This window comes from Nocardia sp. 852002-51101_SCH5132738 (assembly GCF_001665695.1).
In the GTDB taxonomy this organism is placed as follows: domain Bacteria; phylum Actinomycetota; class Actinomycetes; order Mycobacteriales; family Mycobacteriaceae; genus Nocardia; species Nocardia nova.
Genome location: NZ_LZML01000105.1, coordinates 193,743 through 218,361 on the forward strand (window position 1 = coordinate 193,743; position 24,619 = coordinate 218,361).

The following is a 24,619-nucleotide window of genomic DNA, read 5'->3' on the forward strand; positions in this document are numbered from 1 at the left end:
ACGGGCGATCAGTGCATGGCCGCGCCGAGGATCTCCCCCGCTCCCGCGGTGGTCAGCCCGATCGCGACGACGCCGACGGCCACCCGCGACACCGTGGCCCGCGCGACCCCGCGCCGACTCGCCAGATGGACCCAGCAACCGACCGCGATCGCCGTTGCCAGCAAATGCAACCAGATGAGATTTCGAAGCAGTACCGTCGTCACCCCCGCGCCCGGGGGCGCCTGCGGCCCCACGTTGTCCAACTGAGCCGTAAAAATGTCTTGAACAGCGTTGACAGTCATCGCGGGCACGCCCTTCCCCTCGCCCGTCCGGTCGGGCGCACCGCTGCGGACGCACCCATCCGTGACCCTCAACGGTACCCCCGCGGCAAATTTCTGGCATCCCCATTTCGGGTCCTTCGTGAGCGGTCGGAGGCTACGCTGACCGAGGCGCACCACCGCCCCCGCGGCGGGGTCGGCCGGCCGATGACGGCGAGGTCGTCGGCGGTCACCGGTGCCGCCGAGTTTCGTGTCCGGGGAAATGAGGGACCGACAGTGAGGAATCGACGACCGTGCGTACGCTCGATACCAATTTCAACACCCGCAACGGCGGCTTCCGCGAGGTAGTCGTCACCGCGATGGAGATCACCACCTCCATCGGCGCCGATACCGAAAGTACTTGGCAGGCGCTACTTTCCGGCGCCAGCGGGATCAAGGTCCTCACCGACGAGGACATCATCCGCCAGGATCTGCCCAATGCGATCGGCGGCAAACTGATCCACGACCCCACCACCGACCTGGACCGGGTGCGCAAGCGCCGCATGTGCTACGTCCAGCAGATGTCGTACGCGATGGGTCAGCGGCTGTGGGAGTCCGCGGGGACACCCGAGGTCGACAAGGACCGCCTCGGCGTCTGCATCGGCACCGGCCTGGGCGGCGCCGACGTCATCGTCGAAGCCCACGACACCATGCGCGAACACGGCTACCGCAAGGTGTCCAAGTTCGCGGTGCCGATGAGCATGCCCAACGGCGTCTCGGGCGTGGTCGGCCTGGACATCGGGGCGCGCGCGAGCCTCGTGACGCCGGTGTCGGCGTGCGCCTCGGGCAACGAGGCGCTGGTGCACGCGTAGCGCTCGATCGTGCTGGCGATGCCGACATGGTCGTCGCGGGCGGCGTGGAGGGCTACATCAACCCGATGGCGATCGCCGGATTCACCATGGCCCGCGCGCTCAGCTCCCGCGTCGACGAACCCGAACGAGCGTCGCGGCCCTTCGATCGCGACCGGGACGGTTTCGTCTTCGGTGAGGCCGCCGCGCTGCTGCTGCTCGAATCGGAGGAGCATGCGCTGGCGCGCGGGGCGACACCGCTGGCCCGGCTGCTCGGCGCCGGATTGACCGCGGACGGGTACCACATGGTCGCCCCCGATCCGGAGGGCCTCGGCTGTGCCCGGGCGATGCGCCGGGCCATCGAGACCGCGGGGGTGAGCGCCGCCGATGTCGATCACGTCAACGCTCACACCACCGGCACCACGATCGGCGATCTGGCCGAGGCCAAGGGCATCGCCGCCGCCATCGGCACCCATCCGGCGGTCTACGCGCCGAAGTCGGCACTCGGGCATTCGGTGGGCGCGGTCGGCGCGCTCGAGGCCGCGATCTCGGTGCTGACACTGCGTGATCAGGTCATCCCGCCGACGCTCAACCTCGACAATCAGGACCCGGAGATCGAGCTCGACATCGTGCACGACAAACCGCGGCACACCGACGTCGAGTTCGCGATGAACAACTCCTTCGGATTCGGCGGCCACAACGCGGCGGTACTGTTCGGCCGCTACTGACCGCCCTGGATTTCGGCGCCCGATTGGCCGGATGGCGCCGAACTCACAGCAATCTCCAAGGGTTCGGACAGGGTGGTCACCGGATGGGCTGAGACGCTCCCGCGGTGACAGTGACGACTGCCGACACCGCCGTGCCCGTATCGCCCGAATCGGCGCGTCCGCCGGATCCGGATCTGCCACCGCCGCGGCGCCGGGACCGGCTCGCGCTGGTAGCACTGCTGGCCGCCACCGCGGCCGCGTATCTGTGGAACATCACCGTCAACGGGATGGGCAACGGGTTCTACGCGGCGGCGGCGTGGTCGGGGTCGCGGGACTGGAAGGCGCTGCTGTTCGGGTCGCTGGATCCGGCCAACTTCATCACCGTCGACAAGCCGCCGGTCTCGCAGTGGGTGATGGGGTTGTCCGGGCAGTTGTTCGGTTTCTCCAGTGCCTCCATGCTGGTTCCGCAGGCGTTGATGGCGGTGGCGGCGGTCGCGCTGATGTACGGCGCGATCACCCGCGCCACCGGCAGCCGCGGCGCGGGTCTGCTGGCCGGTCTGCTGCTGGCGCTGACACCGGTGGTGGCGTTGATGTTCCGGTTCAACAATCCGGATGCGGTGATGGTGCTGCTGATGACAGCCGCCGCCTACTGCACCGTGCGCGCGTTGCGCCACGCGAGCCCGCGCTGGCTCGTATCGGCCGGTGTCGCATTGGGTTTCGCGTTCCTGGCGAAAATGCTCGAGGGCCTGATGGTGCTGCCCGCACTCGGTGTGGCGTACCTGGTGGCGGCGCCGGCGGGTTTCGGTAAACGGATCGCGCATCTGCTGGCCGCGGCGGTGGCGCTGGTGGTCTCGTCGGGGTGGTATGTGCTGCTGACGATTCTGTGGCCCGCCGATTCGCGCCCCTATCTGGCCGGTTCCAAGGACAACACGTTCATGGATCTGGTGCTGGGTTACAACGGTTTCGCCCGCTACCTCGGACACAACCACGCCGGGCGCAAACCCTTCGAACTGCCGCCGGGATACGAGTTGCCGCATATGGGTGGCGGCGGCGGCTTCAACGGTTTCGGGTCCGGCCCGCAGCGGTTGTTCACCGGCGAGATCGGATTCGAGATCTCGTGGCTGCTGCCGGCGGCCGTGCTGGGGTTCGTCGTCGTGCTGATCACGCGCCGGAAGTATCCGCGCACCGACCTCGTGCGCGGGGCGGCATTGGTTTTCGGGCTGTGGCTGCTGATCGACGGGGTGGCGTTCTCGGCGATGAAGGGCGGCATGCACGCCTACTACACCCTGGCCATCGCGCCCGCGGTGGTCGGCAGTTTCGTCCTCGGCCTGGCCGAGGTGTGGCGTTGCCGGGATCGGATGTGGGGCCGGGCCGGGGCGGCGGGACTCGTTGTGGCCGGCGGCGTGTGGGGCTTCGTCCTGCTCGATCGCAATGCGGACTGGCAGCCGTGGCTGCGGTGGACGATTCTCGCGGTGACCGTCGTGTCCGCCGCCGCTCTCGTGCTGACGGCGCTGCCGGTGCTGTCGCGACGTGTGCCCGCCCGCGCGGTCGCTGTCGCCGTGGGCGCCGGTGTGCTGGCCGCGACGGCCGGGTCGAGCGCGTATGCGGTGGCGACGCTGCCGCAGTCGCATACCGGCGGCAGCCCGGTCGTCGGGCCGGCGCATCCGGACCTGCCGCAGGCGCTGAATCCGTTCCGCCGCCAGATCGGCATGCTGATGGGCGGCACCGACACCGATCCGAAGCTGGTGGAGATGTTGCGGGCAACGCAGACGACGTGGTCGGCGGCCATCGACCGCTCGGGACCGGCGGCCGGACTCGAACTGGCCAGCCGGACACCGGTGATCGCCATCGGCGGATTCACTTCCGAAGATCCGGTCCCCACCGTGGCGGGATTGCAGGACCTGGTCCGCGACCACCGGATCACCTACTATCTGGCGCCCGAGATGAAGCTGCCGGACTCGTGGCGAACGCATGCCCAGCACCCATCCCCCGGCGGCGCGCACACTCCGGCGACCGCACCGAACCCGCCGGCCACCGACGCGGAGCCGCAGATGTGGCATCCGGTCGGCAACACCGACATCTACGCCTGGGTGTCGGCGCACTACACGCCGCAACACCTCGGCGGTCTCGAGGTCTTCGACCTCACCGCACCGCCGCACTGACCCCGGCGTCGAGCGGCCGATCGCCCGCTCGACACGCCCTTGCGCACACCGGAATTCAGCAATCCCACAGCTACGATTGCTGGATGCGAGAGCCGAACCGCCGCCAGGTGCTGGCCACCGGACTGGCCGCAGCCGCCGCGCTGCTGCTGCCGGTCCGCGCGGGCGCCGACCCCGTCCGCCGGGCGGCGTCGGCTCTCGCTCCCCTGGGCCCCGAATTCGTGTGGGGGGTGGCCACATCCGGATTCCAGACCGAAGGCCACGCCCCCGACAGCAACTGGACCCGCTACATCGCGACCGGGGCGGCCGAACCGTATCGGGATTCGGTGCGCTTCCTCGACACCTACGCCGACGATATCGAGCGCGCCGCGCAGCTGGGCGCCAAGAGCTTCCGCATGAGTATCGAATGGGCCCGGGTGCAGCCCCATCCCGACGAATGGGACGAGCAGGCATTCGCCCGCTACGACCGGATCGTCGACGCCGTCTACGCCGCGGGTATGACCCCGATGCTGACCCTGGACCACTGGGTGTATCCGGGCTGGGCCGCCGACCGCGGCGGCTGGCGCAACCAGGGCATGGTCGACGACTGGCTGGCCAATGCGCGGAAAGTGGTGCAGCGCTACGGTTCTCACGATCCGATCTGGGTCACGATCAACGAACCGGCCGCCTATCTCGGCACCGAGATCCGCATCGGCGCCCTCTCGCACGAGGAGTGGCCGGCGGCGATGGACCGGCTGGCGCAGGCCCACAGTCAAATCTACGACGACATTCACGCCGCCTATCCGAAGGCGATGGTCACCAGCAACATCGGCTATGTGCCCGGCGCCGACACCGAGGTGAATCAGCCGTATATCGACAAGGTGCGCGACAAACTCGACTTCGTCGGCGTCGACTACTACTTCGGCCCCACCCCGGCCGCGGACGGCTCGTCGGCGACCTCGGCCGGTGCGCCCGCTATGTGGGAGTTGCCGCTGCAGACCGAGGGCGTCTACTACGCGCTGCGCCGCTATGCCCGCCAGTTCCCCGGCAAACCGCTGTACGTGGTGGAGAACGGGATGCCGACCGAGAACGGTAAACCCCGCCCGGACGGCTACACTCGCGCCGACCAGTTGCGCGACACCGTGTACTGGATCCAGCGCGCCAAGGCCGACGGTATCGATGTGCGCGGCTACAACTATTGGAGCCTCACCGACAACTACGAATGGGGCAGCTACACACCCCGTTTCGGCCTCTTCACCGTCGATGTCATCTCCGATCCGGATCTGGTGCGCCGGCCCACCGACGCGGTGGAGGTGTTCGCCTCGCTCGTGCGCGCGGGCGGGGTGCCCGCCGATTACCGGCCCACCCGCGCCCCCGTCGCCTGTTCCCAGGTCGATCCGCCGGCCAGTTGCGACGAGCCGGTGATGTTGCCGGGCGCGGATCCGGCCGCCACAGCGAGCCCGTAACCACCCGCCTCGGGGATGCGCCACACGATCGATTCCGCATACGGAGATACCGCGGCCAGGGCGGGCGGCTTACCGGTCTGCGGGACCCTGCCCTCTCACTCGAGGGAGACCGTGAATTTTTCGACGCCCAGCACCTTCAGCAAGGCGAGCTTCTGCTGGTCCTCGGTACCTGGGGTAGCGGTGAAAATGAGAAGCGCCTGTCCCTGATCCGGCTCGAGCAGAAGCTGGCAGTAAAGGTCCAGCCGCCCGATCTCGGGGTGGACGAATCGCTTGGTGTCGCTGGAACGCAGGCCCACCTCGTGACGGTCCCACAATCGGGCGAACTCGTTGTTGGTCTCACGCAGAAATTCGACGAGATCTGCCGCCGGCGAGCCGGGCCCGTCCCGGGTGAGCGCCGCGCGGAGCTGCGCCACGTTGGCCCGGCTGGTCATGTCGTGATCGTCGGGGTGGTAGCGCGCACGCGCGGCCGGATCGGTGAACCAGCGGAACGCCGCGCTACGCGCGCGGCCGGTGTACCCCGTCTGTGTGCCCAGCAGGGCCACCGCGGACGGGGTCTGCAGCAACGTTTCCCCCAACGGGCCCATCACCTGCGCCGGCATGTCGCGGAGGCCGTCCATCACGCGCATCAATCCGGGACTCACATGCTGAACCTGCAGGTCGCGGCGAACTGTGCGGTACCCCGTGAGCAGGAACAGGTGATCGCGTTCGTCCGGGGTGAGCCGCAGACCGCGCGCGATGGCCGCGAGCATGCTCTGTGATGGTTGCGGCCCGTCGCCGCGTTCCAGCCGTGCGAAGTAGTCCGCGGACATGGCGCACAGCTCGGCCACCTCTTCGCGTCGCAGCCCGGGTGCGCGCCGCCGCGGCCCCCGGCGCAGCCCGACGTCTTCCGGTTGCAGAGACGCTCGCCGAGCCCGCAAGAACGCGCCCAGCGATGAGCGGTCGAACCCACGATCCATGATGTGCATTCTGATCCGTCCGGCGCCGCTCAGCCGCGACCTCTCGTTCAGTGGTTGTGTGTGTCCTTCCGCGGCCGGACGGCGGCGCATTCACTGGTCACAGCGATCACCGGTCGCTTCCGACGAGCACGGCATTCGAACAGCGAACAACGGAGGGCGGACGTATGGCCACATGGAGCAGAAACGAACTTCCCGACATGACAGGACGGACGGTGGTGATCACCGGCGCCGGCCGCGGGCTGGGCCTGATCACCGCGCGGGAACTCGCCGGTGCCGGAGCACACGTCGTGCTGGGTGTGCGTGACCCGCAGCGGGCCCGCCGCGCCGTCGCGGACCTCCCCGGCATCTTCGACGTCCGACCGCTCGATGTCGCGGAACTCGGCTCGGTGCGCGCCTTCGCCGAGGCGTGGTCCGGCGACCTCGACATCCTGATCAACAATGCGGGTGCGATGGACATCCCCGCCGCGCGTACCCGGGACGGCCTCGACCAGCAGACCGCCACCAACTACATCGGTCCCTTCCTGCTGACCACCATGTTGCTCGACCACATCACCGATCGTGTGGTGCATGTGACCAGTCAGCTGCACCGGCAGGGCAAGATCGACCTGGCCGATGTGGACTGGCGCACGCGCAAATACGACGCGATGGCGGCCTACCGGGCATCGAAGCTCGGTGTCGTGTTGTTCTCGCTGGAACTGCAACGCCGGCTGACCGCTGACGGCAGCCGGGTCCGCTCGGTGCTCGCCAGTCCGGGTATCGCTCGTACCGGTCTGGCCGCGCACTCCCGGGCGAACCTCGTCAACCGGTTCACATTCCTGACCAATTCGCCTGAGCGTGGTGCGCTCTCGGTGCTGTACGCCGCGACTCAGGACGTTCCCGGCAATGCGTACGTCGGGCCGGACGGGCCGGGAGGCCTGCGTGGCTATCCGGCGGTCGGCCGGCAAGGCAAGGCCGGTCTCGACGAGGAGCTGGCCGCACGGCTGTGGAACGCGACCGCCGAACTTCTCGCGGCAGTGGATCGATGAGCTGTCGGGCAGCCCCGAACCAGGCGTTCGCCGCTCAGGCGGGAAGTTGCAGCCCGGCCGCGAGGACCGGCCACGACTGGATCAGCGCGTCGTGCCAGTAACCCCAGGAATGGGTTCCGGTCGGAGTGAAGTCGTAGGTCGCCGGAATGCCGAGACCGTTGAGCTTGGCCTGCAGGTTGTGGCTGCAGTAGTTGACCGCGGCCTCGATCACGCCGCCGATGATCACTTGATTGGCCAGGCCGCCCGGCCCGGGCAGCGTGTAGGGCCCGTTGAGCGTGTCCCACTGCCCGGGCAGTCCGGATCCACTGGAGATGAACAGGTTGAGCCCGCGCAGCTGGTCGGCGTGCACGTAGGGATCGTTGGCGGCCCACATCGGATCGTTCTGCGGCCCGTACATGTTCACGGTGTTGCCGCCGCCCCACACGTTGACCGCGAGATTGACCGCGGTGTAGCCCACGGGGTCGCTGATCTGGGCGCAACCGCTGTAGGCGGCAACGGATTTGTACAGGCCGGGTTTGGCGATCGGCAACTGCAGCACCGAGGTGCCGGAGGTGGACAGCCCGGCGATGGCGTTGAGGCCGTTGGTGCCCAGGGCGCCGTCGATGATGGGCGGCAGTTCCTCGGTGAAGAACGTCCGCCACTTGTTGACGCCCAGCTTCGGATCCGGTGCGCGCCAATCGGTGTAGTAGCTCCAGGCGCCGCCGACGGGCTGGACTACGTTGACGTCCTTGTCGGCGAGGAACTTCAGCGCGTCGGGGGCCTTGTTGTCCCAGGTGGCGCTGTCCTCACCACCGCCGGCGCCGTTGAGCAGATACAGCACCGGGCGCGGTGTGGAGGCGTCGGCGGGCCGCTGCACGTTGATCGTGATCGGTTTGTCCATGGCCGCGGAGTACACCTTGAAGGTGACGTTGCGGCCGTCGACGACCGAGAAGTCGACGATCTTGGATCCGTCGGCGGATACCGGATGTGCCAGCGGGGCACCGGAATCGACGACCCGATCGCCCGCGGCGGCGGGTCCCGCCGCCATGGTCGCCGATACCGCGGCCAGCACCGCCGCGGCCGCGACCGTCGCGATCCGGGTGCCCCCGCGTACCCGCTCTCGCACCGCCGATCTGCCTGCCCGAGTACTGCTCGCCACGTGCACCTCCGAATCCCGTTCGGTCTTGCGCGTTCCCCTGCTTGGGCAGACTAATTCAGCGGCAACCGTTTGGCGATCGGTTCGGCGGGCGCGTCGAGCAGGTCGTCACATTCGTCGCATCACGGACACGACTTTGCCGAGCACGACCGCACGGTCGCCGTCGATGACGTCGTAGGCGGGGTTGCGGGGTTCGAGGTAGACATGGCCGTTGCGCCGGCGATAGACCTTCACGGTGGCCTCGTCGTCGATCATCGCGGCCACGATGTCCCCGGAATGCGCTTCGTGCTGGCGGCGCACGACCACGATGTCGCCGTCGCAGATCGCGGCGTCGATCATCGAATCACCGCGCACTCGCAGCCCGAATACGGTTCCGCGCCCGACCAGTTGCCGCGACAGGGTGAGCTGGTCGTCGGCGTGTTCCTCGGCGAGGATCGGGGCGCCGGCGGCGATATCGCCGACCACCGGCACGATCACCGAATCCTGTTCGCCGCCACGGCTTTCGGCGGGGGCGAGGAACAGGCGCACGTCGATGGGCCGGGAGACACTGGCACTGCGGCGCAGGAATCCCTTGTCCTCGAGATCCTTCAGGTGTTTCGACACCGACGAGCCCGATTTCAGTCCGACGGCGGCCGCGATCTCCCGAGACGACGGCGCATACCCGTTGCGCTGCACCGCATCCCGGATCACGCCGAGGATGCGGCGCTGCCGCTCGGGCAGCCGGGAGGTGTCGAGATGGTCGTATGCGTCGTCGTATCCGGTCACCGGGGAATCGTAGACGGCCGCCGCCGCGGCGCCTCAGTTCACGCAGGGTATGTCGGATCCGATGCTGGTGGTGACCGGTTTACCGGAGTCGGGACGATCGTCGGTGGTGGCGGTGGTCGACGCCGAACTGCCGCCGCTGGTGGTCGTGGTGAGCCCGGTGGTGGGGTCGGTGGTCGTCACTGAGGACGCCGAGGACGCGGTGAGGCTGTCGGGCATGCTGAAGTCGCTGCCGATCACGATCTTCACCGTCCCCGGATCGAGGGATTTCGATGCGGCCGTGGGCAATCCGCCCAGCATGTCGGCGGCCTGGGTGGCGTCGGTGTCGGCGCCGGAGCCGAAGTACACGACCGAACTGGATCCGTCGCTGTAGGTGGCGTTCCCGACATTGCCCTTGCGGAAGCCCTTGTCCACCAGCGCGGTGGACACCTTGGCCGCCATGCCGCTCGCGCCGCCGGCGTTGACGACGTCGATGGTGCTGGTGGGGGTGGTGGTCGGGGCGCTCGATTGTGTTTCGGCCACGCCGAAGGCGGTGCGCACGGTCTTCTTGATCGCGGCCGGGTCGACGATGTTGACGTCCTGGCCGTCGACGGTGTCGTACGCCTTCACCGGCAGGGTCTGGAATTCGATCGGGATGGATCCGGCGCGGCCGAGGGTCTGGGCGAAGTCGAGCAGGTTCCAGCCCTGCGACAGCACGATGTCGTTCTGCGCCGCGCTGATCAGGTCCTGCAGTTTGCCGATATTGGTGAGCGTGCCCGAATCCTTGAGCTGTTTGGCGACCGAGGTCAGGAATGCCTGCTGGCGGTGGGTGCGGTCGAGGTCGCCGTTGTCGAGGCCGTGCCGCTGACGCACGAACGACAGCGCGTTGGCGGCGTCGAGATGCTGGCGGCCCGCGGGAAACACCGCGCCCGAGTAGTACTCGTCGTCGACGGCGTGGTTGAGACATACGTCGACGCCGCCGAGGATATTGGCCAGATCGTAGAAGCCGACCAGCGAGATCTCGGCGAACCGGTTGATAGGCACTCCGGTGAGCTGTTTGACCGTCTGCACGATCGATTCGCGCCCGGCCTCGCGGCCCTGGCGTTCGAGTTCGACCTTGTCCTTGACGCCCTGATTCTCCAGCTTCTGTTCCACCGAGGCCTTTTTCAGCCCGTAGGCCTCCTTGATCTTGGCGTGGTCGTAGCCGGGGATGCCCGAGACCGCGACGTAGTCGTCGCGCGGGATGGAGAAGGCGGTGACCTTCTTCAGATCCTTCGGAATGTGCACCAGGATCAGCGAATTCGCGTTGTAGCCGCCTTCGCTGCCGTCACCGGCGTGCAATTGGTCGAGGATGTTCTTGGGCAGGTCGTTGCCGTTCTGGTCCTTGCGGGTGTCCAGGCCGATCAACAGGATGTTCAGATCGCCGTCGAGGGCGGCGGCATCGGCCTCGCTGATCGCATTGGACCGGGTGAAACCCTGATCGACGCTGCGTTCGGTGTAGTAGGCCAGGCCGGTGCCGCTGACCACGACCACGGCCGTGACCGCGGCCAGCACACGACCACCGACCCGCACGGCCTTACCCCCGCGATTCGGGCGCGGCGGCGGTGCGGTGCGGGCGCGGCGGGCCCGCCGATTCGGCGGCGGCGCGGTGCCTTCGGCGGCGGCCACGGTCTCTGTCGCGGCGCCGGCAGCGGTCGGTGCGGCGCGGGTGGCTCGGCGCCGCGGTTCGGTGTCGCCGCGTTCGGGTGCGAGGGCCTGCGCGGGTGCGGGACGACGCCGGGGGCTCGGTTCGGCGGCGGCGTCGGGTTGTTCCCGTCGTCCCGGACGATGTGGCGGCGGGGCTGCTCGGCGCGTGCGTTCGCTGTCACGCTGGTCGGCGGGTGCGGCCATCCCGCGACTCCAGGGCGGGGTGGCCGCCCGGACCGTGCGGGGGCTATGTCGACCGGACCGATCTTGCGGCGACTCGTCGTCGGGTCGCGCGTGCCGCGATCGGCCGCTGCCGCCGCGGGGATCCACCACCGGGATCGGTTCGGTTTCGTCGTTCATTTCGCCGTTCAGTCTTTCATTCCCGGATATGGGAAAGCTGAGAATGAGCTTTATCGGGTTGTGACATCCTGCACGATGGCAGTCACGAATGCATACCCGCCGCGCAGGCTAGTCCGCTGGGGCAGCGCGGAATCCGAGGATCGCGCACAGATTGTCCAGGTGGACGTCGAAAACCTGGGTGCGGTCGGTGAAGGTCTGCGCGCCGTACATGTCGAACACGTCGAAGCTCACCGCGCCGAACAGGCCGGTCCACACCGTCAGCGTGCGCACCATCGCCCAGTCCGGCAGCTCCAGCCCGAATTCGGCCCGGATGCGCTCGATGTCGGCGGCCAGTTCGGCCGGGGTCGCCGGGAGGGGGTCCGGCGTCGTGAGCTCTCCTGCGCGACAGGCGTTTTCGACGATGGCGAGCAGTGATCCGATCACCCGGGTGCCGGGGGCGGTCGTCTCCTGGGCGGGTGCGTCGTAGCCGGGGACGGGGGTCCCGAACAGCAGGCCGTAGCGGGCCGGTTCGGCCAGCGCCCAGTCGCGCACGGCGTGGGCCAGCACCCGCAGCCGGGCGGCGCCGTCGGCGGGTGCGCCGGCCAGGGCGGCGTCGACGGCGTCGGCCAGTTCGGTGTAGCCGTCGACGACGAGCATGGTCAGCAGTTCGTCACGGCTGCGCACGTAGCGGTACACCGCCGAGGAGACCACGCCGAGGTCGCGGGCGACAGCGCGCAGCGACAGCGCCGCGGCGCCGTGTACCGCCAGATGGTCACGGCCGATGCGCACGATCTCGTCCATCGTGCGGGCGCGGGCGCGGGATCGGGGAGTGCTCATACCCCCACCCTGCCATACAGAGAGCGGTGCTTACCAGAGTGATCGGCGATCTGGCGATGCGAGTCGTACTTGTCACAAATCGTGACGCAGATTACTGTTACCCGCCGGTAATGAGCATGCCCGGCCACCGACCGGCGAACAAAAGCGAGGAGATCGACACCTGATCGATTCGAGATCGCCGCTCGCCCCGCCGTCGCCGCCGACCCGCACCGCAACTCGGCCCGACCTGCCGCGCCGGCCCTGCGGTCACGCGCAATTTTCCCTTGATCCGCGCCATGAGCAGGCGCGACATTGTTTAGGGATACCGAGGGACACACCTAAACTACTCGGTAGTAGCGTTGATATTCGTCACCGGCGACACACACTCACGGAGGCCCGATGAGACACCATGCGCAGCCCGTTCACGGGGCCGACCGGTTGCGGGTTGCCCGCACCCGGCAGGAGCGGCCATGACCGCGCGCGACACCGATTTCGACGTCCTGATCGTCGGCTCCGGATTCGGCGGCAGCGTCACCGCGCTGCGGCTGGTCGAGAAGGGTTACCGGGTCGGCATTCTCGAGGCCGGTCGCCGCTTCGCCGACGACGAACTGCCCGAAACCAGCTGGGACCTCCGCAAATTCCTGTGGGCTCCCGCCCTGGGCTGCTACGGCATCCAGCGCATCCACCTGCTGCGCGATGTGCTGATCCTCGGCGGCGCGGGCGTCGGTGGCGGCTCGCTCAACTACGCCAACACCCTCTATGTGCCGCCGGAACCGTTCTTCCAGGACAACCAGTGGCGCGACATCACCGATTGGCGCGCCGAACTGACGCCCTACTACGAGCAGGCCACCAAGATGCTGGGCGTGGTGCGCAATCCGCACATCACCCCCGCCGACGAGGTGTTCAAGCAGGTCGCCGACGACATGGGCGTCGGTGACACCTTCGTGCAGACCCCGGTGGGCGTGTTCTTCGGCGAGCCCGGAAAAACCGTGGACGACCCGTATTTCGGCGGTGTCGGCCCGCAGCGCACCGGCTGCCTGGAATGCGGCGAATGTATGACCGGCTGCCGCCACGGCGCCAAGAACACGCTGGTGAAGAACTACCTGTATCTGGCCGAGCAGGCCGGTGCGCAGGTGCTGCCGCTGACCACGGTCACCGCGGTGCGGCCGCTGCCCGACGGCAGCTGGCAGGTGGACACCCGCCGCACCGGCGCGAAGATCCGCAGATCACCGGCCTCCTACACGGCCGGACACGTCGTCCTGGCCGCCGGCACCCGCGGCACCCAGAAGCTGCTGTTCGACATGCGCGACAAGGGAATTCTGCCGCAGCTGTCGCCGCGGCTGGGCGAGCTGACCCGTACCAACTCCGAATCCATTCTGGGCGCGGCGACCCCGACGGTGGACCCCGAGCGCGACTTCACCCGCGGTGTGGCCATCACCTCCTCCATCCACCCCACCCCCGACACCCACATCGAACCGGTCCGCTACGGCAAGGGATCCAATTCGATGGGGCTGCTGCAGACGCTGATGGTCGACGGCGGCGGCCGGATCCCGCGCTGGCTGCGGTTCCTGCTGGAAGTGCTGCGTCATCCGCTGACCCTGCTGCGGATGCTCAGCGTGCGCAACTGGAGCGAGCGCACGGTCATCTCGCTGGTGATGCAGCATCTGGACAACTCCATCACCACCTACACCAAGCGCGGTGTGTTCGGCCGCAAGCTGACCTCCAAACAGGGCCACGGCGAACCGAATCCGACCTGGATCCCGGCCGGCAACGATGTGACCCGCCGCGTGGCGGAGAAGATCGGCGGCACCGCGGGCGGCACCTGGGGCGAGGTGTTCAACATCCCGCTGACCGCCCACTTCCTGGGCGGCGCGGTGATCGGCGCCGACGCCGATCACGGTGTCATCGACCCCTACCACCGCGTCTACGGCTATCCGACGCTGAGTGTGGTCGACGGCGCGGCGGTGTCGGCGAACCTCGGTGTGAACCCGTCGCTGACGATCACCGCGCAGGCCGAACGGGCGGCCGCACTGTGGCCGAACAAGGGCGAACAGGACACCCGCCCGCCGCAGGACAGCCCCTACCAGCGCATTTCCCCGGTCGCGCCGCGGCAGCCGGTGGTTCCGGCCTCGGCGCCGGCGGCGCTGGTGCTGCCGATCGTCGAAATCAAGCGCGACAGCGCCTGATTCACCCGCACCCGCGATCCGGCCGCCGTGGCGATCTCTCGCCGCGGCGGCCGGTTCAGTTCGCGGAGATGTGGGCGAAGCCCATCGGCGAGGTCGGCGGCGGCGCCGAGGTCAGCGGCGCCCGGAATTCCTGCAGCGCGGTGAGCACATCGACGTGACGTCCGGCATAGCAGCGCACCTGCGGTAGCGCGTGGGCGACCTCGCTGCGTTCCATGGCCTCGGCGTCGATGTAGCCGATCGCGTCGAGTTCGATCCGCAACTGTGCCGCGATCCGCGTGATCGCCGCCGATTTGCGACCCCACCCGACCTCGACGGCGGCGAACAGCCCGTGCAGGCCGTGACGCTCCAATTTGTCGGTCGTCCAGGACCATTCGCCGCGGCTGGCCACGGCGTGCATCACGCCCCGGCCGGTCAGCGTATGCAGCGCCCGCACCGCGTCCGGGCGCAGTGCACCACTGGTCGAATCGCAGACCACACCGTCCCACATGGTGTTGTCCAGTTCCCAGACAAGACATTTCACTGCCGGTGCTGTCATCTCGCCCCTACGGTCCACTCTCCTCAACACCCACATCGGCCACACCCGCGGGGCACAGCCGATGGGTACCGCCACCATCCAGGTACCGATTGTGCCGGACAAGCCCCATCTTTCCTGGGCCGGTCCCGCGAGAGGTCATAGTAGGGATGCGGGGCCGCGCACACCAGCCCTGGCAAATCACTGGCTCGCGGCACGGCTCACAGCGTCGGTGTCACCAGCGGGACGGCCTCCACCGGATGCCCGGCCTGGATGGGGGCGCCGATCGAGGCCACCCGCCACACGCCGCCGTCGCGATACACCTTCGCCACCACCATGCCGGTGTGCGGCCCGCCGCCGCGCAGATTGCCCCGCGCCAGCTCGGCGGTCGAGGAGCCGTCGATCATACGCCAGTAGCCGTTTCGGATGCGTTCGAAGGTATGCCCCGCATAGGAGGTGACCACGAAGACCACCGACGTCACCTGCGCCGGCAGCCGGGCCAGGTCCACGGTGATGACCTCGTCGTCGCCCTTACCGTCGCCGGTCAGGTTGTCCCCGGAGTGGCGCACCGCACCGTCACGGGAGGAAAGCTGCTGGTAGAACGCCACATCCACGAGTGTCTGCCCGACGAACAGCAGCGCCGAGGCGTCCAGGTCGATCTCGAGGGCGCGCAGCCCGCGCGGGCCGTGCACCTTCATCGGATCCCATCCGACACCCATCTTCACCATCGACAGCTCACCCTTGCGGATCTGGCTGAGCGCCACCTCCTGACCGGGCGCCAGCACCGCCGGTCCGCGATAAGGCAACTCGTCGGCCCCGCCGCCCACCGCGACACCGTGCGCGGTCACCAGCGCCGCGAACCCGGCCGGGAATCCGTGCCCGAGCGGGCGCACCTGCCAGGTGCTGCCGACACGGTCCAGATCGGCGACGATCACCGCCGGTTCCTCACCCAGGCCGTCGACGGTGTACTCGTACATCGCATTTCCGCTCGTATCGGCCACGATCAGCTGCGGCGGCGCGTAATCGCCGAAGCGATCCTGCTGATCCTCGAGCGAGGCCACGATGCGCACATGCTCGATTTCCGGTGGGAGCGAACGCAATCCGATCGACAACTCCGGGCGGCCGGAGGCCAGGCGCACCCCGTGCGCTGCGGGCTGGTTGTAGAAGATCAGATCGGTCTCGTCACGGACCCTGCCGGCCGAATTCAGCAGCAGCGCCGAGACATCGACGGGTTCGCTGTGCCGGACGGATACGACGACCTCGTCGTGGGTCAGACGATCCACCTGTCCCTTGGTCAACTGAGCGGCCACCCTCCCACTCTACGTCGACTCCCGGCGGTATTCGGGCAACACGGGCGGGCGGCCCCGCCGGTTCCGGTGCACCCGGGCGTGGCGGGTAGCGTGAGCGGCGACGGTGGATCGCGACGTCGAAAGGGACGCGGATGAGGTCGGGGGCACGACGAGCACCCGGTCGCGGGCCGCGAGGGGCCGCGGCGGCAGCGTTGGTGGTGTCGGCCGTGTTCGCGGTCGCCGGATGCGGTGACGACTCGGCGAGCACCGAATCCCCCGCGCCCGCAACCACGACCACTGCCGTGCGCACCTCCGAGGCACCGACGAGCGCGCCGCCCGCCGAACCCACCACCGATCCGTTCGCCGGCAGCCCGTTGATCGATCACACCGAATGGACCGACGACCCCGACGGCCGCCGCCTGCACGTCTATCCGACCGCCGCCGGTCGCGCCGACCAATTCCCCACCGCCCTGGACCGCGCCTGGTCGGAGGTGCTCGCCGACTCCCCCGACGCCGATTCGCCCGGCATGTACGACCAGTTCCAATGCCATTGGGTGTGGGCGCGAATGGTCGCACCGAACAAGCCGAGCTGGAATCTGGAACCGTGGCGCCCGGCCGTCGGCTACCAGGCCACCGTCCAGGCGATGTGCAATCCCGGCGGTCCCGACCCGGCCGGCAACTGATCGCGAAACCGGCCTGCTCCGGCCACGATTCGCGGTTCTGGACGATCGACCGGTGAAAAGCGTTGTCCGCGACCGGCTTCGAAGGAGACCGCGGCGATAGGTATCGTGGATGTGGTCGCCAGCGTACGAGCCGAAGGGAGCGTCACGTTGCGGTCGCCGATCCCTCGGCCCGCGCACGCCCACCCGGCGAGCGCCCCGGCCTCCGCACCCACTCCCGCGCACTCCATCGCCCGGATCTCCTCACCCCCTGCGTGTTCGCCTTGCCGCCCGGTCGGCGAGGCCACCGCCCCGGCGGCCGTCCGCCCTCTCTTCCCCGCGCTCACCGGCGACGGACCGGTCTATCTGGACAGCGCCGCGACCACGCAGAAACCGCTGCCGGTGATCGAGGCGATCGAGGGCTATCACCGCCGCCACACCGCCAATTCCGGCCGTGGCACCTACCCGTGGGCGACGACGCTGACGCGCGCGATCGAACAGGTCCGCGCCGATACCGCCCGCTTCCTGCACGCCGAGCCGGACGAGGTGGTGTTCACCGCGGGCGCCACGGCCGGCCTCAACGCGGTCGCCCTCGCCTGGGGGCTGACCACCCTCGCCGACGGCGACGAAATCCTATACAGCCCACGCGATCACGCCTCCAACGTGTATCCGTGGCTGCAGCTGCGGGCCACACTCGCCCACTTCGGCCGCCGGGTGCGGCTGGTCCCCTATCGGACCACCGCACTGGGCGAGGCCGATATCGACGACATCGCCGCCAAACTCGGGCCGCGCACCCGGCTGCTGACCCTCAGCCATCTGCACCACGTCTACGGCGCGCGCACCACTCTCGAGGAGCTGCGCGGCCGCATCGACCCACGGGTGGCCGTGTGTTTCGACTGCAGCCAGAGCGCCGGGCACATCCCGATCGATGTGCGTGAGCTGGGCGCGGATTTCGCGGTGCTGTCGGCGCACAAGATGTTCGCCGCGCCCGGCACGGGGGTGCTGTTCTGCCACCGCCGCATCCACGACCAGCTGAGCCCGTTCCTGCCGGGCGGCAACTCCGGTGTCAGCGTGCGCGATTCGGCGCTGCTGCCGGCTCGGATGCCGCATCGACTCGAAGGCGGAACCCACAACATCCCGGGCATCCTCGCTCTCGGCGCCGCCCTGCGGGTACTCGACTCGATCGGCATCGACACCGTCGAACGGCACAACCGGATGCTGACCCGCCGCCTCCTCGACGGCATGCGCGCACTACCCGGGCTGCGCCTGCTGCCCGGCCCCGGCCACGCCCCCTGCGACACCGGGTACGGCATCGTGTCGTTCACCCTCGACGGGATCACCGCCACCGATCTCGGCTTCGTGCTCGCGGAACTGGGTTTCCTGGTGCGCACCGGCGCGCACTGCGTCCCCACCGGCACCGCGAGCGACGACGCCGAAATGGTTGCGGCCGAGACTGATTCGGTGCGTGTGAGTACTCACGTCTACACCACGGCCGAGGAGATCGACCGTTTCCTCGGTTGCCTCACCACCATCGCCACGGAGGTCCGATGACCACACGCCGCGAAACCGCCGCAGCCGTCTCCACCGCCGGCCCCGGGTCCGACGCCGGCAGCGCACCCGAAAACAACGCAGCGGATTACGACCGCCGCAGCGCGTCCCGGATTCTCGCCGAACTGGCCCGTCCCGGCCTGTTCACCACCGCCGCACCCACGGCGGCGCGCACCATCGCGGTGACCCGCACGCCGGTGCGACCCGAGCCGGGCAGCCACCTGACGCTGTCGCAGCGGATGTATCTGGAATCGTTCATGCGCCCGTGCCGTGCCGATCAGGTCACCAGCGCCACCCATCGGGTGGTGTGGACCGACAGCGACGGCATACCCAATACCGGCCACGTTCGCGCCGGTGGTCTCGGGCCGATCGTGCCGGTCGCGGTCCGCGAAACCGTGCTGGCCCTGTGGCACAGCCTCGAGGCCGATACCGCACTGGCCGAACGGATCGCCGCGCTCACCCCGCACGATCGCGCGGTGCTGGGCGCGACCACCACCGATCAGGATCCGATCGACATCTTCCGCGTCGGTATCGAAGCCACCGGCCGGGCACTGGCACAGCACGCGCTGCTCGCCGCCGCGACTCCGTACCGGACCGCTACCGAATTCGCCCGCGGGCTGCGCGATTCCGGCATTTTCGCCGCGGTCGCCACCCGCTGGTACTGGGAGCAGCAGGCCTCCACCTATCGGCGCGGCATGATCGCGGCCGCCTTCGACACCCAGCCCGACGGCACCGTCCGCTACACCGCCGACACCATCGCCACCCTGCGCGCGATGAAGGACGCCACCATCCACGACGCGCACATCGTGATGCGGCGCGCCACGACCGAGGAAAACCTGTCGGTGGAGGCGGCCATCGGCAGGTATCACGACGAACTCGACCTCATCTCACGCCAATACGCACTGCTGCCGGCGGGCGTGCGCCCGTCGTGCCTGGCGGCGATGCCGCATCGCATCGACGGCGAACACTACAGTCTGCTGCCCGAGGTGGTCGATCGGTTCGTGGACCTGTTCACCCACACCGTGGCCGGACTCGACATCGTCGAAACAGCCGATGCCACAGGCGATCTCGCGGGAACGGCCGAGCATCTGTTCTATGTGCCGGATATGAACTGCAAACATTGTGTGCGCACCATCGGCGGCGTGCTGGAATCGATGCAGATCGCGGTGCACGAGATCGATCTGATCAGCAAGCGGGTGCGCGCCGAATTCCGCAGCGCCCGCAACCGGCACCGAGCCTTCGAAGCGTTGCGCGACAGCGGTTACAATCCGACCCTCGCGGCCCCGGACCCGGCAGGATGAGCGCACCGCCCGCGTTACCGGCGCTGCTGCATCCCCTGGTCCGCGCCTACCTCGACTGCCCGCACGCCCTCACCGCGGCCGTCGCCCGGTTCGGCACACCCGCGCATCTGCTGTTCCCGCAGGTCTATCTCGACAATCTGCGACGACTGCGGGCCGTACCGGTGCGGCATCGGCTACGGCATCGGATCTGCTACGCGCACAAGGTGAATCATTCGAGAGCGTTACTGGCGACCGCGCACCGAGCCGGTATCGGCGTCGACGTCGCCTCGGCGCAGGAACTCGCCGCGGCCCGCGAGGTGGGCTTCGCGCCCGACGATATCGAGGTGACCGGACCGAAGGGCAGGCGATTGCTCACCGCACTCGCCGGTTCCGGTGTGACGGTGAACGTGGACAATCCGTGGGAATTGCGCGAGCTGGCCGGCCTGGCCACCTCGTCCGCGCCGATCCCGGTGCTGTTGCGGCTGAGCGGCTTCCCCGCCCCCGGCGGACAGCCGGCGGTGAGCCGATTCGGCATCGGCCCCGACGAGGTGGCCGAACAACTGGCGTTACTGGCCGCGAGCCGAGACCGGATCACGTTGCGCGGCTTCGCCTTTCACCTCGATTCCGGAGATATCGGTGAACGGGTGCGGGCGGTGGAGGCGTGCCTGGACTGGATCGAACGCGCCTATGCCCACGGCCTGGCCCCCACGGTGCTCGATATCGGCGGCGGGTTCCGGCAGGTGTTCACCGCCGACGCCGACCGGTTCGACCGCTACGCGCTGGCGCTGCGGGATTCGCTCGTCGGGCGCGGGGAGCCGATGAGCTGGGCCGGCAACACCTTCGGATACACGATCGACGACACCGGCGCGCACGGCATCCCGATCTTCCACAAATATGCCAACACGATGCCGGGGCCACGGATGCTCGACGACCTGCTCGGCGCGCCTCTGGCCGCCCACGGCGGGCAACCGCTGGCCCGGGTACTCGCCGACAACCTGCTGGAACTGTGGTGCGAACCGGGGAAGGCGCTGGCCGATCATGCCGGGATCACGGTGGCGGGAGTGGAATTCGTCAAGCGCACGGCCAACGGCAGCACGGTGGTGACCGTCGATATCGGGCGTGACACGATCACGCCCGCCGACCAGGAGGTGATGGTGGATCCGCTGCTGCTGCCCGGACCCGAATCCGGCGACCGCCCTGTCAAGGATCCCGGCGGGCCGGTCGGGGTGTACATCGGCGGGCATCTGTGCCTGGAACGCGATCTGATCAGCAATCACAAGGTGTGGTTGCCGCGGCTGCCGCAGCCCGGTGATCTGCTGGTCTTCCCGAATACCGGCGCCTATCACATGGATTTGTCGGCAGCGCGCACATCGATGCATCCCCTGCCGCCGAAATTGGCCGTCGACTACCGCGACGACGGCTTCCACGTGGTGCCCGACGCCGAATACCGCCCCGGGAGGCCGTGATGCGCTACGACGACATCACCGATCTGATCGGTGACACGCCCCTGCTGCGCCTGGACCCGGCCGTGCACCGGCTGCCCGGGGTGCAACTGTATGCCAAACTCGAGTTCTACAACCCGTTCGGTTCGGTGAAGGACCGCGTCGCCTGGGGCATGATCCGCGACGAGCTCGACGAGATCACCGGGCGCGGGCAGACACTCATCGAGGCCTCCAGCGGCAACACCGCCAAGGCGTTGCGGCTGCTGGGTGCCCGCCGCGGTGTGGGCCTGCACGCGGTGACCAACCGGATCAAGGTCGGCGAGGTGCGCGATCTGCTGCAGCTGTTCGGCACGCGGATCGAGGAGCTGCCGGGACTGTCGGAATGCCCGGATCCGACCACACCCAACGACGTGTATTCGGTGATCGAGACGACGATGGCGAAAAGTCCCGGCGCCTACCATCATCCGTCGCAGTACACCAACGAGAAGAACATCGACGCCCACTATCACGGCACCGGGCGCGAGATCCACGAGGACCTGGCGGCCGCCGGACTGGGCGCCGACTATCTCATCGGCGGACTCGGCACCACCGGTTCCACCCGCGGCACCGCCACCTATCTGCGCAAACACCATCCGGACCTGCGCACGATCGCGGTCGTGTCGCAGCGCGGTGACTTCATTCCCGGCATCCGGTCGGAAACCGAGATGTGGGATGTGGGGCTGTTCCAGCCGGAGTTCTACGACCGGATCGTGACGATCGACGCAACCCGGGCGATCGAGGCCACCCTCGAATTGGCCACCGGCTACGGCATTCTCGCCGGCCCCACCAGCGGCGCCGGATACGCCGCCGCGCTGGAGGTGTTGCGCGAGCTGCCGCCGCGGCCGACGCCGATCGTGGCGGTGCTGATCGTGTGCGACCGCATCGAACCGTATCTGTCCTACATCAAGAAACGCCGCCCGGACCTGTTCGGCCGCACGGGTTCGGCTGTGGCGGCGCCCACCGACGCGGAACTGCACACCGTCCGCGAACTGTCGGCGGACCAGTTGCGCGAACTCGACGCCACCAGCCGCCCGACGATCGTCGACACCCGCGGCGCGATGGCCTACCGGATCGGGCACATCCCGGGCGCGATCAATATTCGCGACGACCAGCTCGACGACATGTTCGCCCACGGGGTGCCGTTCTCCCGTTCGCGCCCGGTGGTTTTCGTCTGCCCGGTGGGTGATCTGTCGCGCCGCTTCGCCGCCACGGCCGCTCGTGCGGGCTACGAGGCGGCAAGCCTCGCGGGCGGCATCGTCGCCTGGCGCGATGCCGGGTTCGAGCTGGAAAGGGCAGCGCCACCGGCGATCTGAGCGCCGACGGCTGGGCGGGCGCATTGCCCGAGGGGGTGCTGCTGTCGTATGCGCGCGGCGCGCACGACGCCGGGGTGGCCGAATGGGTTCTGGGAGCGTTGATCACGCTGTGCCGCGACTTCCCGGTCTTCGCCCGTGCCCATGTTCGACAGCATACGACGACAGTCACTGTCATAGCGCGTTAGGCTGATGGCAGTAGCTGACATCACCGAACCGTTTCGATGACCGTCATCCGCCACATCTCCCATCGAGAAAGAGACTGCTCGTGCGCGTCTTCGTTACCGGAGCATCCGGCTGGATCGGCTCCCCCACGGTCGACGAACTACTCGCCGCTGGTCACGAAGTGACCGGCCTCGCCCGCTCCGACGCCACCGCCGCCGCGCTCGCGGCCAAGGGCGCCCAGGTCCGGCGCGGTGACCTCGACGACCTCACCGGTATCCGCGCAGGTGCCGCAGATGCTGAGGCGGTGATCCATCTGGCGAACAAACATGACTTCGACAACCCCGCGGTGTCCAACCGCGCCGAGCGAGCCGCGATCGAGGCGATCGGAGAGACGCTCGCCGATTCGGGCCGACCGTTCCTGTTCGCTTCCGGCATCATGCCCATCGGCGGCCGCACTCTCACAGAGGACGACGCCTCACCGTTCCACGGTGTCGATACACCCCGCGGCGGTGGCGAGAACCTTGCGCTGGGCTATCTCAGCCGCGATGTGCACGTGGTCGCGGTGCGGTTCGCCCCGACCACGCACGGCGTCGGTGACAACGGGCTCATGAGCAGACTCGTCGCGATCGCCCGCGAGAAAGGCGTCGCGGGTTACGTGGGCGAGGGGACGAACCGCTGGCCGGCGGTGTACCGCTCCGACGCCGCACGACTCGTCCGTCTCGGACTGGAGAAGGCGTCGGCGGGCGCGATCCTGCACGCCGTCGGAGAGGAAGGTGTCCCCACACGACAGATCGCCGAGGCGATCGGCCGGGCCCTCGACGTCCCCGTCACGTCGGTCGCAGCCCAGGACGTGCCCGCTCACTTCGGCTGGCTCGGCGGCTTCTTCGGTATGGACCTCCCCGCTTCCAGCGCCCGCACTCAGGAGCTCCTCGGCTGGACACCCACCGGCCCTACCCTGCTGCACGACCTCGACACCGGCGCCTACTCCCACGCCCAACACCACGATCCGGTGATGGGTTCCCGTTAGATGCGAAGATTTCCCGCTTAACGGGAACGCGAATGCCCCTGGTCAGAGCTGCACCGGTTTGTTCCCAGGTCACGACCCTATACGGCCATTGCCCCTATCTGGCGTATTCGGGTCGCACCCCTTCGATGTGAACGCACCTCGCCGTTATGGCGAGGTGGCCGACATTGCGGCAGATTCCCTGGAGTAGCGGGCCCCGACCTCGTCGGAGGTTGATCAGCGACCCGGCCGCCGACGCGCGGCCGGGTCGCTGTCGGCTTGATACCGGCGCAGCCCCTCGTCGGACACCCTGGCGTACTTCGCGAGGCTTCGCACCGACGGTAGGACAGCCTCGCCCGCCCGGTCACCGTGTCGATGTCGTTGGTGGCCACCGAGGGACGGGCCTTTCGGTCGGTGAGGAACAGCGGACCGCTCTTGCGGCCGGCCAGCATGCGCGGCAACAACCGCCGCATGTCGCGGGCACCGGCAGCCACAGCACGATCCGCGCCTACGCGGTGGCCGCCACCCAGATCGAGCGGTTCCTCACCGGCCGGCTTCCGGACAATCTCGTCCGCCGAGCACGGTGAGCGTGCGCCGCGAGTCGTTGCGGCGCAACGGTTGTCAGCGTGAGCGCGGTCGGCGGATGTGTTCGGTCATGGCCTCGGCGATCGGCGCCGGTGGGGGCGCGGCCGGTGCGGCCTGGGTGCGCCCGTCGTGGGATATGCGGATCAGCAGTGCCACGATCACGTAATTGGCCAGCAGCGACGATCCGCCGTAGGACATGAACGGCGTGGTCAGTCCGGTCAGTGGAATCAGCTTCGTCACACCGCCCACGACGACGAACAACTGCCAGCCCACCGAGAACGCGAGCCCGCCGCCCAGCAGTTTCCCGAACGCGTCCCGCGTGGCCAGAGCCGCCGCGAAGCCGCGCACGGTGATCACCCCGAACAGCAGAATCACCGCCGTCAGCCCGAACAACCCCAACTCCTCACCGATGGTGGAGATGATGAAGTCGGTTTTGGCGAACGGCACCTCCGCGGCCGGCCCGCCCCGAGCCCGGTCCCGGCCAGGCCGCCGGTCGCGAGCCCGAACAG

General features: G+C 68.7%; 18 protein-coding genes and 2 pseudogenes. 11 read left to right on the top strand and 9 right to left on the bottom strand.

All coding sequences use genetic code 11. The features are described from left to right. Positions 1-8: 8 nt before the first annotated feature. Entirely contained in the window at positions 9-203 is a 195-nt protein-coding gene (locus tag A5789_RS36600; RefSeq protein WP_064910036.1) for a hypothetical protein, read from the bottom strand. Between the two features lie 413 nt (positions 204-616). Between A5789_RS36600 and A5789_RS15790 the strand changes: the two are divergent. The 3 genes and pseudogenes from A5789_RS15790 (at position 617) to A5789_RS15800 (ending at position 5,395) form a co-directional block, all read left to right on the top strand. Further along, a pseudogene (locus A5789_RS15790) lies at positions 617-1,812 on the top strand (KasA/KasB family beta-ketoacyl-ACP synthase). A gap of 104 nt (positions 1,813-1,916) precedes the next feature. Next, positions 1,917-3,953 (top strand): glycosyltransferase family 39 protein, encoded by a 2,037-nt coding sequence (locus A5789_RS15795; RefSeq protein ID WP_064907021.1) that lies wholly within the window; start codon positions 1,917-1,919, stop codon positions 3,951-3,953. Between the two features lie 83 nt (positions 3,954-4,036). Continuing rightward, a complete protein-coding gene (locus A5789_RS15800; RefSeq protein WP_064907020.1) occupies positions 4,037-5,395 on the top strand; it encodes a family 1 glycosylhydrolase in 1,359 nt (452 codons plus the stop codon). 95 nt (positions 5,396-5,490) lie between these two features. Here A5789_RS15800 and A5789_RS15805 read toward each other — a convergent pair whose 3' ends face one another. Then, a complete protein-coding gene (locus tag A5789_RS15805) occupies positions 5,491-6,351 on the bottom strand; it encodes a helix-turn-helix transcriptional regulator (RefSeq protein ID WP_063018158.1) in 861 nt (286 codons plus the stop codon). A 197-nt stretch (positions 6,352-6,548) separates the two neighbouring features. Between A5789_RS15805 and A5789_RS15810 the strand changes: the two genes are divergently transcribed. Continuing rightward, positions 6,549-7,376 (top strand): SDR family NAD(P)-dependent oxidoreductase, encoded by an 828-nt coding sequence (locus A5789_RS15810; RefSeq protein WP_227462849.1) that lies wholly within the window; start codon positions 6,549-6,551, stop codon positions 7,374-7,376. Positions 7,377-7,410: 34 nt separating this feature from the next. On the opposite strand, the gene A5789_RS15815 is transcribed toward A5789_RS15810, so the two are convergent. The 4 genes from A5789_RS15815 to A5789_RS15830 all read right to left on the bottom strand — a co-directional run bounded on the left by A5789_RS15815 (position 7,411) and on the right by A5789_RS15830 (position 12,114). Continuing rightward, positions 7,411-8,403, bottom strand: coding sequence for an alpha/beta hydrolase family protein (locus A5789_RS15815; RefSeq protein WP_064907064.1), 993 nt, complete (start codon positions 8,401-8,403; stop codon positions 7,411-7,413). Positions 8,404-8,619: 216 nt separating this feature from the next. Next, on the bottom strand, positions 8,620-9,276 hold the full coding sequence (gene lexA / locus A5789_RS15820; protein WP_064907018.1) for a transcriptional repressor LexA: 657 nt from the start codon (positions 9,274-9,276) through the stop codon (positions 8,620-8,622). Positions 9,277-9,309: 33 nt separating this feature from the next. After that, complete coding sequence (locus A5789_RS15825; RefSeq protein ID WP_082940747.1) at positions 9,310-11,142, bottom strand: LCP family protein; 1,833 nt, start codon at positions 11,140-11,142, stop codon at positions 9,310-9,312. A 264-nt stretch (positions 11,143-11,406) separates the two neighbouring features. Then, positions 11,407-12,114: a TetR/AcrR family transcriptional regulator gene (locus A5789_RS15830; RefSeq protein WP_064907017.1), complete on the bottom strand. Its 708-nt coding sequence runs from the start codon at positions 12,112-12,114 to the stop codon at positions 11,407-11,409. 449 nt (positions 12,115-12,563) lie between these two features. Between A5789_RS15830 and A5789_RS15840 the strand changes: the two genes are divergently transcribed. Then, positions 12,564-14,279, top strand: coding sequence for a GMC oxidoreductase (locus A5789_RS15840; RefSeq protein ID WP_063028139.1), 1,716 nt, complete (start codon positions 12,564-12,566; stop codon positions 14,277-14,279). Positions 14,280-14,334: 55 nt separating this feature from the next. Here A5789_RS15840 and A5789_RS15845 read toward each other — a convergent pair whose 3' ends face one another. After that, the gene (locus A5789_RS15845) at positions 14,335-14,814 is read right to left on the bottom strand and encodes an HAD-IIIC family phosphatase (protein WP_030514463.1); all 480 of its coding nucleotides are present in this window, start codon (positions 14,812-14,814) and stop codon (positions 14,335-14,337) included. 197 nt (positions 14,815-15,011) lie between these two features. After that, positions 15,012-16,100 carry a TerD family protein gene (locus tag A5789_RS15850; RefSeq protein WP_082940743.1) on the bottom strand — a complete coding sequence of 363 codons (1,089 nt, stop codon included), beginning with the start codon at positions 16,098-16,100 and terminating at the stop codon, positions 15,012-15,014. Between the two features lie 206 nt (positions 16,101-16,306). Between A5789_RS15850 and A5789_RS15855 the strand changes: the two genes are divergently transcribed. The 6 genes from A5789_RS15855 to A5789_RS15880 all read left to right on the top strand — a co-directional run bounded on the left by A5789_RS15855 (position 16,307) and on the right by A5789_RS15880 (position 23,549). Next, positions 16,307-16,762, top strand: a complete 456-nt coding sequence (locus tag A5789_RS15855) for a DUF2599 domain-containing protein (RefSeq protein WP_227462929.1) — start codon at positions 16,307-16,309, stop codon at positions 16,760-16,762. A gap of 147 nt (positions 16,763-16,909) precedes the next feature. Next, positions 16,910-18,289 (top strand): aminotransferase class V-fold PLP-dependent enzyme, encoded by a 1,380-nt coding sequence (locus tag A5789_RS15860; protein ID WP_227462930.1) that lies wholly within the window; start codon positions 16,910-16,912, stop codon positions 18,287-18,289. Beyond that, positions 18,286-19,587 (top strand): heavy-metal-associated domain-containing protein, encoded by a 1,302-nt coding sequence (locus tag A5789_RS15865; RefSeq protein WP_227462931.1) that lies wholly within the window; start codon positions 18,286-18,288, stop codon positions 19,585-19,587. The genes A5789_RS15860 and A5789_RS15865 overlap by 4 nt, the downstream gene beginning before the upstream one ends. Beyond that, complete coding sequence (locus A5789_RS15870) at positions 19,584-21,032, top strand: decarboxylase (protein WP_064907015.1); 1,449 nt, start codon at positions 19,584-19,586, stop codon at positions 21,030-21,032. The genes A5789_RS15865 and A5789_RS15870 overlap by 4 nt, the downstream gene beginning before the upstream one ends. Further along, a complete protein-coding gene (locus A5789_RS15875) occupies positions 21,032-22,360 on the top strand; it encodes a pyridoxal-phosphate dependent enzyme (protein ID WP_064907014.1) in 1,329 nt (442 codons plus the stop codon). Before A5789_RS15870 ends, A5789_RS15875 begins: the two co-directional genes overlap by 1 nt. 265 nt (positions 22,361-22,625) lie before the next feature. Beyond that, positions 22,626-23,549 carry an SDR family oxidoreductase gene (locus tag A5789_RS15880; protein ID WP_064907013.1) on the top strand — a complete coding sequence of 308 codons (924 nt, stop codon included), beginning with the start codon at positions 22,626-22,628 and terminating at the stop codon, positions 23,547-23,549. 597 nt (positions 23,550-24,146) lie between these two features. Here the strand turns inward: A5789_RS15880 and A5789_RS15885 are convergent. Next, positions 24,147-24,619 (bottom strand): annotated as a pseudogene (locus A5789_RS15885) (FtsW/RodA/SpoVE family cell cycle protein); the annotation flags it as partial.

Coding starts and splice junctions, on each gene's coding strand:
- A5789_RS15800 (WP_064907020.1), top strand. CDS start 4,037: ATGCGAGAGCCGAACCGCCGCCAGGTGCTGGCCACCGGACTGGCCGCA.
- A5789_RS15805 (WP_063018158.1), bottom strand. CDS start 6,351: ATGGATCGTGGGTTCGACCGCTCATCGCTGGGCGCGTTCTTGCGGGCT.
- A5789_RS15810 (WP_227462849.1), top strand. CDS start 6,549: ATGACAGGACGGACGGTGGTGATCACCGGCGCCGGCCGCGGGCTGGGC.
- A5789_RS15815 (WP_064907064.1), bottom strand. CDS start 8,403: ATGGCGGCGGGACCCGCCGCCGCGGGCGATCGGGTCGTCGATTCCGGT.
- A5789_RS15825 (WP_082940747.1), bottom strand. CDS start 11,142: ATGGCCGCACCCGCCGACCAGCGTGACAGCGAACGCACGCGCCGAGCA.
- A5789_RS15830 (WP_064907017.1), bottom strand. CDS start 12,114: ATGAGCACTCCCCGATCCCGCGCCCGCGCCCGCACGATGGACGAGATC.
- A5789_RS15840 (WP_063028139.1), top strand. CDS start 12,564: ATGACCGCGCGCGACACCGATTTCGACGTCCTGATCGTCGGCTCCGGA.
- A5789_RS15845 (WP_030514463.1), bottom strand. CDS start 14,814: ATGACAGCACCGGCAGTGAAATGTCTTGTCTGGGAACTGGACAACACC.
- A5789_RS15865 (WP_227462931.1), top strand. CDS start 18,286: ATGACCACACGCCGCGAAACCGCCGCAGCCGTCTCCACCGCCGGCCCC.
- A5789_RS15870 (WP_064907015.1), top strand. CDS start 19,584: ATGAGCGCACCGCCCGCGTTACCGGCGCTGCTGCATCCCCTGGTCCGC.
- A5789_RS15875 (WP_064907014.1), top strand. CDS start 21,032: ATGCGCTACGACGACATCACCGATCTGATCGGTGACACGCCCCTGCTG.